The organism is Methylobacterium nodulans ORS 2060 (genome assembly GCF_000022085.1).
In the GTDB taxonomy this organism is placed as follows: domain Bacteria; phylum Pseudomonadota; class Alphaproteobacteria; order Rhizobiales; family Beijerinckiaceae; genus Methylobacterium; species Methylobacterium nodulans.
This window is the reverse complement of sequence record NC_011894.1, coordinates 3,511,226-3,525,817: the sequence shown is the minus strand read 5'-3', so window position 1 is coordinate 3,525,817 and position 14,592 is coordinate 3,511,226. Positions and strand designations below refer to the sequence as shown.

The 14,592-nt window shown below is 64.9% G+C and carries 12 protein-coding genes; 4 read left to right on the top strand and 8 right to left on the bottom strand.

What is annotated here, in order from left to right:
• The first annotated feature begins 113 nt into the window (after positions 1 to 113).
• The 3 genes from MNOD_RS16100 to glyA all read left to right on the top strand — a co-directional run bounded on the left by MNOD_RS16100 (position 114) and on the right by glyA (position 3,860).
• Entirely contained in the window at positions 114 to 950 is an 837-nt protein-coding gene (locus MNOD_RS16100) for a glycine betaine ABC transporter substrate-binding protein (protein ID WP_015929985.1), read from the top strand.
• 150 nt (positions 951 to 1,100) lie between these two features.
• On the top strand, positions 1,101 to 2,420 hold the full coding sequence (locus MNOD_RS16095; protein WP_015929984.1) for a hypothetical protein: 1,320 nt from the start codon (positions 1,101 to 1,103) through the stop codon (positions 2,418 to 2,420).
• A gap of 138 nt (positions 2,421 to 2,558) precedes the next feature.
• Positions 2,559 to 3,860 (top strand): serine hydroxymethyltransferase, encoded by a 1,302-nt coding sequence (gene glyA, locus MNOD_RS16090; protein ID WP_015929983.1) that lies wholly within the window; start codon positions 2,559 to 2,561, stop codon positions 3,858 to 3,860.
• A gap of 95 nt (positions 3,861 to 3,955) precedes the next feature.
• Here glyA and MNOD_RS16085 read toward each other — a convergent pair whose 3' ends face one another.
• From MNOD_RS16085 to MNOD_RS16050, 8 genes are all read right to left on the bottom strand, one after another.
• Positions 3,956 to 4,504: a formaldehyde-activating enzyme gene (locus MNOD_RS16085; RefSeq protein ID WP_015929982.1), complete on the bottom strand. Its 549-nt coding sequence runs from the start codon at positions 4,502 to 4,504 to the stop codon at positions 3,956 to 3,958.
• Between the two features lie 212 nt (positions 4,505 to 4,716).
• Positions 4,717 to 5,244: a prolyl-tRNA synthetase associated domain-containing protein gene (locus MNOD_RS16080; RefSeq protein WP_015929981.1), complete on the bottom strand. Its 528-nt coding sequence runs from the start codon at positions 5,242 to 5,244 to the stop codon at positions 4,717 to 4,719.
• Between the two features lie 66 nt (positions 5,245 to 5,310).
• Positions 5,311 to 6,108: an adenine nucleotide alpha hydrolase family protein gene (locus MNOD_RS16075; protein WP_015929980.1), complete on the bottom strand. Its 798-nt coding sequence runs from the start codon at positions 6,106 to 6,108 to the stop codon at positions 5,311 to 5,313.
• The gene (locus tag MNOD_RS16070) at positions 6,105 to 7,316 is read right to left on the bottom strand and encodes an electron transfer flavoprotein subunit alpha/FixB family protein (protein ID WP_043751326.1); all 1,212 of its coding nucleotides are present in this window, start codon (positions 7,314 to 7,316) and stop codon (positions 6,105 to 6,107) included. Before MNOD_RS16070 ends, MNOD_RS16075 begins: the two co-directional genes overlap by 4 nt.
• Positions 7,313 to 9,202 (bottom strand): (Fe-S)-binding protein, encoded by a 1,890-nt coding sequence (locus MNOD_RS16065; protein ID WP_015929978.1) that lies wholly within the window; start codon positions 9,200 to 9,202, stop codon positions 7,313 to 7,315. Before MNOD_RS16065 ends, MNOD_RS16070 begins: the two co-directional genes overlap by 4 nt.
• 76 nt (positions 9,203 to 9,278) lie before the next feature.
• A complete protein-coding gene (locus tag MNOD_RS16060) occupies positions 9,279 to 11,321 on the bottom strand; it encodes an NADH:flavin oxidoreductase (protein WP_015929977.1) in 2,043 nt (680 codons plus the stop codon).
• Positions 11,322 to 11,385: 64 nt separating this feature from the next.
• Positions 11,386 to 12,513 carry an FAD-binding oxidoreductase gene (locus tag MNOD_RS16055; protein WP_015929976.1) on the bottom strand — a complete coding sequence of 376 codons (1,128 nt, stop codon included), beginning with the start codon at positions 12,511 to 12,513 and terminating at the stop codon, positions 11,386 to 11,388.
• 1 nt (position 12,514) lies between these two features.
• Positions 12,515 to 13,774, bottom strand: coding sequence for an aromatic ring-hydroxylating oxygenase subunit alpha (locus tag MNOD_RS16050; protein ID WP_015929975.1), 1,260 nt, complete (start codon positions 13,772 to 13,774; stop codon positions 12,515 to 12,517).
• Positions 13,775 to 14,274: 500 nt separating this feature from the next.
• On the opposite strand from MNOD_RS16050, the gene MNOD_RS43405 reads away from it, so the two are divergent.
• Complete coding sequence (locus MNOD_RS43405; RefSeq protein WP_015929974.1) at positions 14,275 to 14,490, top strand: dodecin; 216 nt, start codon at positions 14,275 to 14,277, stop codon at positions 14,488 to 14,490.
• Positions 14,491 to 14,592: the final 102 nt, after the last annotated feature.

Here is a 14,592-nt window from a genome sequence, read left to right as displayed (position 1 = left end):
AGATGCGGGAGAACACAAAGACTTGCGAGCCATGCCTGATCCGACTGGACGGGCAAACGCAAGGGCAGTGCAAGTCGTACCCGTCCTCTTTCGATGAAATGAAGGTTCGACCGATGCGTGCAAAGGTGCTCGGGACTCTCCTCTGCCTGACCCTGGTTCAGGGATCTGCCGAAGCGGCAGACAAACAGGTCAGGATTGCCTACGTAGAGTGGGCCGATGCCGTGGTTGCCACCAACATTCTCAAGCTCGTTCTTGAGGAGAAGGGCTACCAGGTGAAGACGATCCCACTCGCCGCTGCGGCCATGTGGCAGTCAGTGGCGAACGGCGATGCGGATGTAAGCGTTGCAGCTTGGCTTCCGACCACGCAGGGCGCCTACTATGCGAAACTCAAGAACCGCGTCGATCTCATCGGCCCCAATGTGACGGGTGCGAAGATCGGCTGGGTGGTCCCGGCCTATTCCGATCTGAATTCGATCGAGGATCTGAAGTCGAAGGCATCCGAAGTCGATGGCAAGGTCATCGGGATCGATCCCGGTGCCGGCGTCATGAGAAGCTCTGAAGAGGCGATCAAGGCATACAAGCTTCCGGTCAAGCTCGTTGACGGCAGCGATGCCACGATGACGAGCGCGCTCAAAGATTCGATAAGACAAAAGAAGAACATCGTCGTCACCGCATGGACGCCGCACTGGATGTTCGCGCGCTACGATCTGAAATACCTCGCCGATCCCAAGGGGGCGTTCGGTCAGGAAGAGACCGTGAACACCCTGGCCCGCAAAGGGCTCAAGGATGACATGCCCGAGGTCTACAGGATACTCCAGAAGTTCAAGCTGACCATCAAGGACGAAGAAACCGTGATGGCAGAGAACGAAGAGAAGGGTGCGAAGCCGTCCGAGACGGCCGCGAAGTGGATCGCAGAAAATCGCGCGACAGTCGACAGCTGGCTGAAGTAGAGGCTGAAGATCGGACGGCCGCTCCTTAAGGCCGTCCTGCCGCATTCATCGGCAGAGGAGGAGATCGTCCCGCCACCGGCCTAATCGGCCGGATTTGGCGCGGCGGCAGCCCAAAGACAAAAAACGCGCAAGGGTGCGAGGAGCAGCAACATGAACGCTAGGGAATTGGCGGCCGCCCTTGTGGTCTGCGCCGCAGGGGGACTGCTGTTCAATTCTCCTGCCTGTGCGCAGGACCAGGGCACGCAGGAGATCAACGCCGAGCCCAGCCAGGTGAATCGGGAGGAGCCGGTGACCGTGCCCGAACCGACACCACCAACAGAGGCCGCGCCGGGGTTGCCGGGCAAGTTTACCTTCGGGGGCGCTATCCGAGCCCGTTACGACGTGCGGTTCAACTCTGTCAGCCTGAGCGGCTTCCCCAAGACCGCGGAGCATTTCTCCTTCGACACGCTCGCCCTCAAAGCGGCCTACGATTCGGACACCATCTTTGGTGCTGCTCAATATCGGTTCTATGGGGGCAGCTTCATCTACGGCCCCCGGAACGGCTACAGAGGCTATCCGGGCGAAGTCAATTTCCCGATGTGGGCCTATATAGGCTACAAGCTGACTCCCGCCGATAGCATCACCTTTGGCCTCAATCAGGTTCCTTTCGGGCTGACGCCCTATTTCGGGTCAAGCTTTCTCGAATCTCTTGGCTTTACAATGGGAATCGAGGAAATCTATAATTTAGGCGTCAAGTACGCGCATGTCGAGCCGGATTTCAACTACCAATTCGGCTTCTATCCGAGCGCCAGTCCGAGCGCATTCGGCATCAGCCGTGACAGCGCCCGCTATTCAACAAACATCGTAAAAGCCGACAGCTATGTCCCCTTCGGTTCGCGCAACGCCGAGGAGAACATGTTCGTCGGCAGGGTGGAATATTTCTTCGTAAAGAACGATCTGGCTTCCCTGGCTCTCGGCGCTTCGATCTGGCATTCTGACATCTACAACTTCGACACGCGTCAGACAGGCTCGAAGCAGCTCGAAGGTCTGCATTTAAACGCCACCTATGGGCCGTGGGGGTTCAAGGCGATCTACGTCCGGCAGGACATCGATCCGAAGAATCCCATCAGGAACGACCTCATCACGATCGGAGGCTACGATGCTTCCTACAACATGGCAACGCACGGAAATTTCATCTCGGGGGAAGTGAGCTACAAGATTCCCGAGGACATCGGCCCCTTCAATGTCGTGCCTTACCTGAACTACAGCGCCTACTTCAAGGATCGGTCGAATTTCAAGAATTCCGAGCGCTATATCCTGGGAGCCGCTTGGACATTGAAGGCTGATCCGAACTTGGTGATCTATTCGGAAGGCGTCTTCGGCCGAAATGACCCCTATGTCGGAGCGGGGCAGTTTTTAAATGGCCTCGCGAAGGGGGGCGACAACAAGTGGAAAGCTGCGTTCATCGTGAACATCGGCTACTACTTCTAGAGCACTCCCCACCGAAGTGGAGGCCAGTTCGGCGTTAGGGAGCGCGTCACATCAGGAGCTTGTAGAACCCGGTCGACGGGACGCGACCCACTCAACCAACCGTCCTCGGGACGAAACTCTCCAACAGTCGAGGTCACCATGAGCGCGGGCTCCGCCAAGACATCCCTGTCCAACTCCTTCTTCTCGGCCTCGCTGGCGGAGGTCGATCCGGAGCTCGCCCGCGCGGTTGATCAGGAGCTCGGCCGCCAGCAGCACGAGATCGAGCTGATCGCCTCCGAGAACATCGTGTCGCGGGCGGTGCTGCAGGCGCAGGGCTCGGTGCTCACCAACAAGTATGCGGAGGGCTATCCGGGCCGCCGCTACTATGGCGGCTGCCAGTTCGTCGACATCGCCGAGAATCTCGCCATCGAGCGCGCCAAGCGCCTGTTTGCTTGCGAGTTCGCCAACGTGCAGCCGAATTCCGGCTCCCAGGCCAACCAGGCCGTGTTCATGGCGACGATGCAGCCGGGCGACACCTTCCTCGGCCTCGACCTCGCCGCGGGCGGCCACCTGACCCATGGCGCGCCCCCGAACGTGTCGGGCAAGTGGTTCAAGCCGGTCTCCTACACGGTGCGCCGCGAGGACCAGCGCATCGACATGGAGCAGGTCGCCCGGCTCGCCGCGGAGCACAAGCCGAAGCTGATCATCGCCGGCGGCTCGGGCTACCCGCGCCACTGGGACTTCGCGCAGTTCCGCGCGATCGCCGACAGCGTCGGGGCGGTGTTCTTCGTCGACATGGCGCATTTCGCCGGCCTGGTGGCGGGCGGGGTGCATCCCTCGCCGTTCCCGCATGCGCATGTGGTCACCACCACGACGCACAAGACCCTGCGCGGGCCGCGCGGCGGCATGGTGCTGACCAACGACGAGGCGCTGGCCAAGAAGATCAACTCGGCGGTGTTCCCGGGCCTGCAGGGCGGCCCGCTGATGCACGTCATCGCCGCCAAGGCGGTGGCCTTCGGCGAGGCGCTGACGCCCGAGTTCAAGCTCTACACCAAGCAGGTGGTCGAGAACGCCAAGGCGCTGGCCGCCACCATCAGCGCGGGCGGCTTTGCCATCACCACGGGCGGCACCGACAACCACCTGATGCTGGTCGATCTGCGGCCCAAGAGCCTGACCGGCAAGGCCGCCGAGGCGGCGCTGTCGCGGGCCGGCATCACCTGCAACAAGAACGGCGTGCCGTTCGACCCGCAGAAGCCGACCGTGACCTCGGGCATCCGCCTCGGCACGCCGGCGGCGACCTCCCGCGGCTTCGGGGTCGCCGAGTTCAAGAAGGTGGGCGAGCTGATCGTGGCGGTGCTCGATGGGCTGGCCCGCGCGGGCGAGGCGGGCGACGCCGCCGCCGAGGCGAAGGTGCTGCAGGAGGTCCACGCCCTCACCGGCCGCTTCCCCATCTACAGCTGATCGATTACACGGCAGCGTGGGAGCCGGGCCTTCAGGACCGGCTCCCACGCCGACGTTGCAACGGCCATCATGAGGACCATGACCGTAAGGCAGCTCTAAATCTTTCCATCAAGGCCCATCTGGTAATATTTGTGGATAATTTTGTTCTGGTTCTCCAAAAGCCAGTCGATCGACGGCTCGTTGGTCATGGCCTTGCGGATCGCCTCGGTCATGCCCTTGCGCTGGATCTCGAACAGCGCCTTGTGGTCGACGGTCTCCGCCTCGATCACGCCGGGGCTCAGCCAGACCGAGCAGATGATGCCGAGATCGTTGACCCGGTCCTTCGGCAGGTAGCCCGCCCGCACCGCATCCAGCACGCCGTTGGCGATGGCGAACTGCACCGTGCCCATCAGGATCGAGGTGTATTTCGACTCCGTGACGCTGACCTTGGAGACACACAGCGTCACCGGGCGCACCATGATGTCGGTATTCAGGAGGGCGAAGACGCGCGAGTGGCCGACCACCTGATCCCCCGTGAGGGTGGCGATGGCGGTGCCGACCGGCCCGTCCAACTCGCCGATGATGACTTCGGGCTCGGAGGCGGTGTTGGGCGGACCGCCCGCCACGAGGGCTTCGCCGGCGCGAAGGATGATGCGTTCGCTCATGCTGGGTATCCTTTCTGACAATTCCGGGCGCTGACCGAGAGCCGATCAGTCCTGCTGGGGTGTCTTACATGTTCGGGAGTTGGGTCCAACCTAGGCTGAACGGATCCTGCTCTAGAGCATTTTCCGACGAAGTGGATCCCGGTTCGTCGCAGAAAATACGGCACAATCAAAAACCTGGAGCAGGATCTGTTCCACCATGAACGGATCCTGCTCTAGAAATCGGCTGGCTCGGTGACGGCTTCCGAAACCGAAAGCACGAAGGCGTGAGGGGCGTGCCCGTGGGCGGTCAAGATGTCGACGAGATCACCGGGCCTGATCGAGAGTGTCCTGTCGCTCGTCAGAGGATGAACGTTGATCCTCTCCTCGGCGAGGAGCGATGATTCGATGAAAACGGTCACGATACCCGCTGCGTCGTTCATGGCCGCGAGCGGAGAGACCGCGCCGCTGATGACGTGGAGCTTCTCGCGAAGAGCCTCGTCGCTAGCGAAGGATAAACCGCCCTTCGCGCCCAGAACTGGACGAAGGGCCTTCAAGTCGAGACGGGCGTCGTGGGGAAGCGTGACCAGAAAATAGTTCTTCTTGCCATCGCGCAGAAATAGGTTCTTCGTGTGAGCCCCTTTGATGTCGCCGCAGACCTCCATCATTTCTTCCACGGTCAATACCGGCGGATGCTCGTGGAGATCTGCCTGGATGCCGCCGGTGCGGATCGTCGCGAGAAGGGCGTCGGAATCGTAGGGCATGTCTGTTGACGTCTTTAGTGTTGGGGCGCAGCGCCGGTGATGGTCTCGTCTCTTGCGTTCAGCCGTTCAAGGCGGAGCGCGATCCTTCGCAGGAGGCGCCAAGACACCGATCTGACGCAGAAAGGCGATGATCTCGCGCGCCGCCTCGGCGGGGTCAGGATCGATCAGGACCCTGCCACCGGACTGCCCCGCATTTCCCGTGGCGGCTTTGAGTCGGTCCCCGGCACTCCCCCCGGAGGGGGCGCCTTTCAGGATCTTCGGACGCCTCCGATAAGGCCTTTCCTCCAACGGCTGCTGCGGCGCATGAGCAAGGAAGGGAACCGGCTTCGCCTCGATCGTCTGGATGCGTCCGCGACGCGCACGGCCGAAGGCAAAGGCCAAGGCCGGGGGGGCATCGTGATGCACGGTGAGAACAGCGGGAAGACGTACGACGAGGCGGCGCAGGGCACCACGGCCGAGGCTTTGATCGACCGTGAGCGTGCCGGGAGTGGCGCCCGAACTCACTGACACGACGTCGGAGACGAGCGTCATGGACAGCGCTCTCGCCAGCACATAAGGCACGAGGCCGGTTTCTTCGCCGCCCTGGCTCCTGCGCCCGGTCAGCACGACATCCGGCGGCGCGGCGGACAGGCGGCCGATCAGAAACGGCACCGGGTCGGCATCTCGCGGGGTCTCGACATGCTCGACAAAAGCCAATCCGTGCCCCAATGCATCCGACACGGCATCGGCACTCGGGCCCGCATGCAATCCGTAGGCTTCCCCGAGCGTCTGACCCATTCGGATGGCCTGGGCCTCTGTCTTCGGAACCACAGGCGCCCCGGACACGGGGTGCAGACCCGACGACAGCAGAACGGCGACCTTCATGCCGCGCCTCCATTGTCCTGTGCCAAGGCCGCCAGGAGCGCGGGCATCACGCGCTGCGCATCCTGAACGATGGCGAGCCCGGCCCGCTCGATCATGGCCGCATGCAGGTCGGTATTGACGGCGACGACGTGTTCGCACCCGGCGACACCCTGAAGGTGCTGCGGTGCTCCCGAGATGCCGAGGGCGAAATAGCAGGTCGCGGTCAGAACGGTGCCGGAGGCACCGACCTGACTGTGCCGGGGCATCAGGCCGGCATCGCACATGACGCGGCTCGCGCCGGGCGTCGCGCGCAAGGCTTCCGCGAGCCGCCGGAACGTCGCCAGATCGGTGACGCCGTTTCCGACCGCCGCGACGAAGTCGGCGAGCCCGAGCGGTACGGTCGCGGGATCCGCCGGGATGCGCTGCGACGTGATCACGCCGCCATCTCCCGGCATGTTTGCCATCGGAAAACCGTCGGCGATTTCGCGCGCTTCGCGCGGCGGGCCCGAATATTCGGCGACCGCATCCGCCGCGACCGTGATCAGGCGCGCGGGAGCACAACGCTGCTCGACGCGCCGGCCGCGGGCCGCTCTCAGCAGGCTGGACGCCGAGACGAGCTCTGCGTCCGTGAAGAGAGATTCGCCCGAGACCACGGCCAACCGGCGTGCGCGATCCCCACCGTCGACCGTTTCCGGAAACAGCACATGCCGGGGATTGAGTCCCTGCACCGCCGCATGGATCGCGGAGACGATCGCATCGGGGTCGTGGGCAGCCCGACATTCCGGAAGCCGGAGCAGCCGGTCCGCCCCCAGAGCTCCGCAGGGCTCGCAGTCCGGAGGAGCGAAAACAACGACGGCACCGTCGCGACCAGCAAGAAGGCGAGCCGCTCCGATCGTTTGCCGGTCGAGCGCCGAGAGTCGGCCGCCCGGTGCATCCGGAACCACACCGACGAGGAAGGCCGGCCTCTCGACCAGAACGATCTCAGGCCTGTTCGGGCCTTCGGGACGATCGACCGGATTCGCCCCCGGATTGCCGGACAGGAACCGTTGCGAGCGATCCAGCCGGAGGCGCGGCCCGCTCCGGACGGATTGTGTCGCCAGCTCCTGCCGCGGGTCGCGGCGCAGGCGGCCTCCGCTGCCGCGCCTGCCAAAATCGAACCGGGCGCGAGGGCTCCCCGAGACGGCGGCTGCCTCGCGCTCTGCGCGTGGATTGCGACGAATGCGCATCAGGAGCGTGCCTCCACCGCAGCGAGCAGCAGCTCGGCAACGTCGCGGATCTCCGCCTTGCGGTCGGTCACGCCCTCGAGCATCGCCGTACAGGTCGGGCAGGCCACCGCGACGACGCCCGCGCCCGTCTCGGCCGCCTGAGCCATGCGCAGATCCGGGATCCGGCGCTCTCCCTGGACATCGCTGACCGGTGCTCCGCCGCCGCCGCCGCAACACATCGAGCGTCGCCCATGGCGGGCCATCTCGACCCGCTCGACACCGATCGTGTCGAGGAGGTTGCGCGGGGCTTCGGTCTCGCCGTTGTAGCGACCGAGGTAGCAGGGATCGTGATAGGTCACGGACAGGTCGCTGAGGCGTCCCGGGACGAGTTTCCCCTGCCTGACGAGTTCGAGCAGGAATGCCGTGTGGTGCACGACCTCATAGCGTGCCCCGAAATGCGGATATTCGTTCCGTAGCGCGTGCAGCACATGCGGGTCCGCCGTCACGATCTTCGAGAAGCGGTAGCGGGCGAGTGTCGCCGTATTTCTGCGCGCCAGATCCTGGAATGTGGCCTCGTCGCCGAGGCGCCGCGCGAGATCGCCGGTGTCGCACTCCTCCGCACCGAGGACGGCGAAGTCGACGCCCGCCTGGCGCAGGAGCTTCACGAGCGCCCGAAGGGTACGGCCGTAGCGCAGGTCGTAGGCCCCCTCGCCGAGCCAGAGAAGCACGTCCGCGCTGCCGCGATCGGCCATCACCGGCAGGTCGAGGCCCGCCGCGAAATCGGTGCGTGCGGCCAAGGGCCGTCCGCCGGCATCACCCGCCGCGCGGAGCTCCGCGATCGGAGCCACCGCCTTCTCCGGCAACGCCCCGAGCTCAAGGGTCTGATGACGCCGCAGGGAGACGATCGCATCGACGTGCTCGATCATCATCGGGCATTCTTCGACGCAGGCCCGGCAAGTCGTGCAGGACCAGAGCGTGTCCGGATGGATTTGGGCATCGGAACCGACGAGGCGTACGAGCGGACCGCCCGAGCCTGGACACGGACCCTCATCGACCCCCGGGTAGGGACTGCCGGCATAGGCTGGATCGGCGGGCGAGAGGCCAGCGACGAGATCCTGGATCAGCTTCTTCGGATTGAGCGGCTGGCCGGCCGCGAAGGCCGGGCAGGCCGTCTCGCAGCGGCCGCACTGGACACAGGCGTCGAAGGACAGAAGCCGGTTCCAGGTGAAATCGGCCGGCATTTCCGAGCCGAGCCGTGGCGCTGTGAGATCGAGCGGCTGCAGCGCGGTATCGGGACGCCCCTCGAAACGGCCGGGCCGTGGATGAGCAACGAGATGGAGCGCGCCCGCCACCGCATGCCGCATCGGGCCGCGGCGGACTTCGAAGGCGAGGCCAAGACCACCGATCGCGGCGAGCGCGAGCGGCAAGGCAAGAACCGGGATTCCGGCAAGATCGAACGCCAGCAGGAGAGCCGTGACGGTGCCGCCGATCGTATAGGCAAGGAGCAGGACAGGGAGGTATTGGAACCTGCCGCCGGAAAGACGTTTCGGGCGGTGCGGATAGCGGCGCGCGCCCACCAGGAGCGCGCCGGCGGCGCTCACGGCGAAAGCGAGGGCGACGAGAGCCCAGTAGGGCCGGAATCCGGCAAGCGGCGGAAGCAGGGCGAAGGCCGTCAGGACGGAGGCGGCGATGAGACCGCCCGCAACGACGGCATGCATCCGGGACGCGTAGGGATCCCGTGCCACCACGTGGTGGACGTCGACGAGATAGCGGCGGGGCAGCTTGGCGATGCCCGACAGCCAATCGACTGGCGCGGCGGCTCCGAGGCGCCACAACGCCGAGCGGCGAAGTCCCTGAACCAGCGCCAGGGCGGCCATCGCCCAAACCAAGCCGGTGAATGCGTAGCTCATGGTCGGGTTGCCGATTCTCGATGGGCCGCCCGGTCGCGGCCGGTGCTGAGCGTCCGCGACGGGGCCTTAAGCGGTTTCAGAGGTCCTTGCAGAGACGCAAGGCGTCGTAGATGGCCGCATGGATGTTGCGGCCCGCGACGGCATCGCCGATGCGGTACAGCGCGTAGCCCTTGGAGAGATCGTGAGGCTGCGGCTCGCCGCGGACGATTGCCGCCTGGTCGGTCTGCCCCCGGTTGACCGAGCCCGCCTTGAGCGCGTGGTACAGCCCCTCGACCGGCAGGGTGCCGTGTTCGACGACCACGCGGTCGACGACCCGCTCCTCTTCCGCATCCGTCATCGTGTTGCGCAGGGCGGCGACGAGCCGGTTGCCCTCGGGATAGATCTCGATCAGCTCCATGTTCGGCGTCATCATCACGCCGAGCTTGTACAGCTCACGCAGATGGATCGGCTGGTTCGTCGTGCCGACCTCTTCCGCAATCATGCGGTCATGCGTGACCATCTCGACGAGGCAGCCGCGCTTGGCCAGGAGTTCCGCCACGGAGGCGGCGTTGTGCTGGCCCATCTCATCGTAGAGGAGGACGGACCCGGTCGGCTCGACCGCGCCGGTGAGAACGTCGACCGTCGTCACGGCATGAGCCTCCTCGCCCTTGGCATGGCCACGAGAGGGCGTGCCTCCGGTCGCGACGATGACTACGTCCGGCTTCTCGGCGAGCACGGCCGCCTCGGTCGCCTCGGTTCCGAGGCGAATGTCGACGCCGAGCTTGGTCACTTGGGACAACAGCCAGCGTGTAATGCCCGACATGGCCTCCCGCCAGCCGGCCTTCGCGGCGATGGTGATCTGTCCGCCCGCGGCCGCGTTCTTCTCGAACAGGACGACCGAATGCCCGCGCTCGGCCGCGACCCGGGCGGCTTCCAGTCCGGCAGGGCCGGCGCCCACGACGACGACGCGCCGCTTCACCTCCGCACGGCGGATCTCGTGCGGCATCGTCGCTTCACGGCCGGTGGCGGCATTCTGGATGCACAGGGCGTCTTTCCCGACATAGATGCGATCGATGCAATAGCCGGCACCGACGCATTGCCGAATGTCGTCTGCCCGGCCTTCGGACAACTTCCGGACGAGATGCGGATCCGCGATGTGGGCGCGGGTCATTGCGACCATGTCGACATGGCCCTCGGCGACGGCCCGGGCGGCCGTGGCGAGGTCGGTGACGCGCTGGGCATGAAATACCGGTACGTCCACCTCCCGCTTGATCGCGCTCGGCAGAAAAAGGAACGGCGCGACCGGGAACGACATGTTCGGCAGCGAGATCGCATGGGCCATATCGTCACGGGCCTGGCCGCCGAGGATGTTGAGGAAGTCGACGAGCCCGCGCCTGGCATATTCGGTGGCAATGGCGACGCAATCCTCGTGGCTCAGACCATCCGCGATCATCTCGTCGCCGGACATGCGGATACCGATGACGTAGTCGTCCCCGGCCGCTTCGCGCATGGCCTCGAGCACCTCGATGCCGAAGCGCATCCGGTTCTCGAGACTACCGCCGTATTTGTCCGTCCGCTGATTGACCGAAGGCGACCAGAACTGGTCGATGAGGTGGCCATGCGCCGCAGAGACCTCGCAGCCGTCGAGGCCGCCCTCGCGGCAGCGCCGCACGGCATCGGCGAAGCTTTTCACGATCCGGGCGATGTCCTCCTCCTCGATCTCCTTGGGGATCGTGCGGGAGGCCGGTTCGCGACGCGGCGACGGCGAGACCGTCGGCAGCCAGTGCTCGGTGTCCCATTTTGTCCGCCGACCCATGTGGGTCAGCTGGATCATGAGCTTCGCACCGTGACGGTGCACGCGGTCGGAGAACTCGCGAAAGAAGGGGATCACCGAGTCGTCGGCGACCGAAATCTGGTTCCAGGGCGCGGCCGGGCTGTCGAGTGCCACAGACGAGGAGCCGCCGAACATGGTCAGACCGATGCCGCCCTTGGCCTTCTCCTCGTGATAGAGCTGATAGCGCTCCTGCGGCTTTCCGTCCCGGCCGTATCCAGGGGCGTGGCTCGTGGACATGACCCGGTTGCGGATTGTCAGGCCCTTGATGGTCAGGGGCTTGAGCAACGCGTCGGCATTGGCGATCACGGGGACAACTCCCGAGGGCTAGAGACTTCCGATTGCCCTCTGCCGACGAGCGGCCGAGGACGCGCTATCGGTCGATGACGAGGTCGCTCGTCGGCTTGGAGCAGCACAGGAGCGCCATGCCGGCGTCGATCTCGCGCTGGCGGATGCCGCCGGCATGGCTCATCGCAACCGTTCCGGATGCGATCTTCGACTTGCAGGTGCCGCACAGGCCCTTCGTGCACGAGGATGGAAGACGCAGACCGGCCTTTCGGGCCGCCTCGAGCACGGTGACATCCTCGGGGCATTCGAGCACGCGGCGCGTCTTTGCAAATTCCACCCGGAACGTCCGACCACTCCTCGGCGCGTCCAGTTCCTGTTGTGCCTCGACCGCCGCCTCCCTCTCGACCGATGGCAGTTCGTCGAAGTCGAAGCTCTCCTCGTGGTGCCTCCGCATGTCGAAGCCGGCATTGGCCAGCATCGTGCGGACGGCCGCCATGTAGGGTTTGGGACCGCAGACGAAGACCTCGCGATCGAGGAAGTCAGGGACCGCGTCGCGAAGCGCGTCGATGGAGATCCGTCCCGTCGGACCGTTCCAGCTTTCGCCGGGAGCCTGGTCCTCGCAGATGGCGACGAAGCGGAACGCGGTGTCGAGTTGCGCCATCCGCTCGAGCTCGCTGCGGAAGATGATGTCCGCGGGCGTGCGCGCCGAGTGGACGAACGAGACGTCCCGCGCCTCGCCGAGATCGTGGAAGGTGCGCGCCATGGACATCATCGGAGTGATGCCGCTGCCACCTGACAGGAAGAGGTATTTCGGGGCCGGATGGGTGAAGCATGAGAACTCGCCCATCGGGCCGACGGCCCGCACGATGTCGCCGGCCCGCAGACGGTCGTGCAGCCAATTCGACACAGGCCCGCCGGGCACGCGCTTGACCGTGATGGAAGCCGCCCCGGGCCGCGTCGGAGCCGACGAGATCGTGTAGCAGCGATGGATCGTCTCGCCGTCGATCTCGAAGGCAAAGGTCAGGAACTGGCCCGGCGCATACACGAAACGTTGCGGCGCTGCGGGCGCGAACACAAACGTTTTCACGTCGTGCGTTTCGTCCCGGACGGCGACGCAGACGAGTTGGTCGTCGGCTTCGGCGTTCCAGTCACCGGAGGCCGCGAGCCGAGCGGCCGCCGGCTCGAGCATGGTTTGGGCAGAGGGGAATGCCATGTCAGCGCTCGAGATGCGCGGCCATGCGGCCGACATACCAATTGCAGAATTTCTCGACGAGCATCTCCGTATGCGGAGAGTAGGGGCCGGGCTGATAGGCCGGGCTGTGCACCCCCTGCTGGCAGAAGCCGACGAGCTCGCTGTCCTGGTCGTTCGTTGCCTGCCAGACGCTGGTCAGGTTCTCGAGGTCGTAGTCGACGCCCTCGACCGCGTCCTTGTGGACCAGCCACTTGGTGCGCAGCAACGAGCGCTCCGCGTCAAGCGGCAGCACCGAAAACGTGACGATATGGTCGCCGAGGAAATGGTGCCACGAATTCGGCTGCGTCCAGACGGACAGGCCGCCGAGCTTGGCGTTGGAGAAATTGCCCAGGAGCTTCTTGCAGGCGGCCTTCGTGTCGAGGGTGTGGGACTCGCCTTCGCCGTCGAGCGGAAGCCGCTCGGTGCGGAAGCCCGTGACCCTGGTGTCGAGCTCGTCGATCTCCTTCGAGGGCAACCCCTCGCTCTCCCACTCGGCATGCCGGGTCTTCAGGAGACAGCCGTAGCGCTCGGCATTGGCGCGGTCGGTCTCATCCATCTCCTGAGGCGCGAAGCCGAAGCCGTAGGCGAAGAGCGGCACGGTCAGCTCGGGATGGTTCGCGTTGCAGTGGTAGCACTCGCGATTGTTCTCCATTGTGAGCTTCCAGTTGCCCGGCTCCACGATGTCCTTCTGGAAGGCTACCTTGGTGTTCCGGACGTTGTGCGGCTCGAGATAGGGGCCGAGCTTTGCCGCCATCTCGTCGAAATCTGCCGGCGGCTGCTCCGCGAGGCAGATGAAGAGCAGGCCGGCCAGCGAACGGACATGCACCGGCTTCAGCCCGTGGCAGCCCTTGCTGAAGTTCGGCCCCATGTGCTCGGCGTGAATCAGGCTGCCGGTGAGGTCGTAGGTCCAGGAATGGTAGCGGCACACAAGATTGCCGACCGTACTCTTTTCCTCATGGACGAGCCGGGCGCCCCGGTGGCGGCAGACATTGTGGAAGGCGCGGATCTGCTCGTCGTCGTCGCGAACGATCGCGACCGACGTCTTGCCGATATCGACGACCATGACGTCGCCCGGCTCCGGCACGTCCGGCTCGACGCCGACATAGATCCAGTGCCGCCCAAAGATCACTTCCATGTCGGCTTCGAAGATCTCCGGGCTCGTATAGAAGGGGGCCTGGAGCGTGTAGCCGGGGCGGCGCTCCTGAAGCAGCCGCTGCAACGGAGTCGGCGTAACGTCGAGCATGGGATTCTCCGGGACTGCTGCACCGAGCGATTGGTTGACGGCATGATTATGCGTCGATGCCGGCTCCACGCTGCCATGGCAGCGACATTCCGTTGGCTCGATGCGACGCGTCCCAGGCGCGCGGGAGACGCTGGCAACGGACGGATCTGGATTGCCCATGAATCCAGATTTGGAATCCGGGCTTGAGGGCCGCCGCGCCCATTGTTGTGGTGATCGGGCAAGCTCGGTGTGGTCACGGCTGTCGCTCGCCGTGCCACCGTCAGCGCTGGGCCACGGCAGGCCGCGGCGGCGCCTTCAACTCGGCGAAGCCACTGCGGGCCCCTCTCCGGAGAGAAAGGAGGCTCGCTCGCGACCGACATGGTAGCGTAGCGGCTTCATGCATGGCGGTACTGGCCGAGCGCTGCTACACTTCCACCTGATGCCCGAGCAGTCGCCAATCTCGAGGCCTCGCTCCAATCCAGTTGCGCATACGCGTCAAAAGTTGTGAGAGGGAGGTAGCTGTGGCAGAGCATGTCTTCAAGGTGATCGAGCTTGTTGGCACGTCGAAGGAGAGCGTCTCAGACGCCATCAATGCTGCGGTTAAACGAGCGGCAGCGACTGTTCGCAATATGCGGTGGTTTGAAGTAGTTGAGACGCGCGGAGATATTGTTGGTGAGAATGTGCAACATTACCAAGTGACACTTAAGGTCGGATTTACGCTTGAGGATGCTGGATGATTTCGGTGAGGCGCCCCCTCCGAGGGCCGCTCATCGAAGCGGATCCAGGCCAGCTCGATTGCCCAGCCTGATACGGCATCCGATTGATCTGTTCGGAGACAA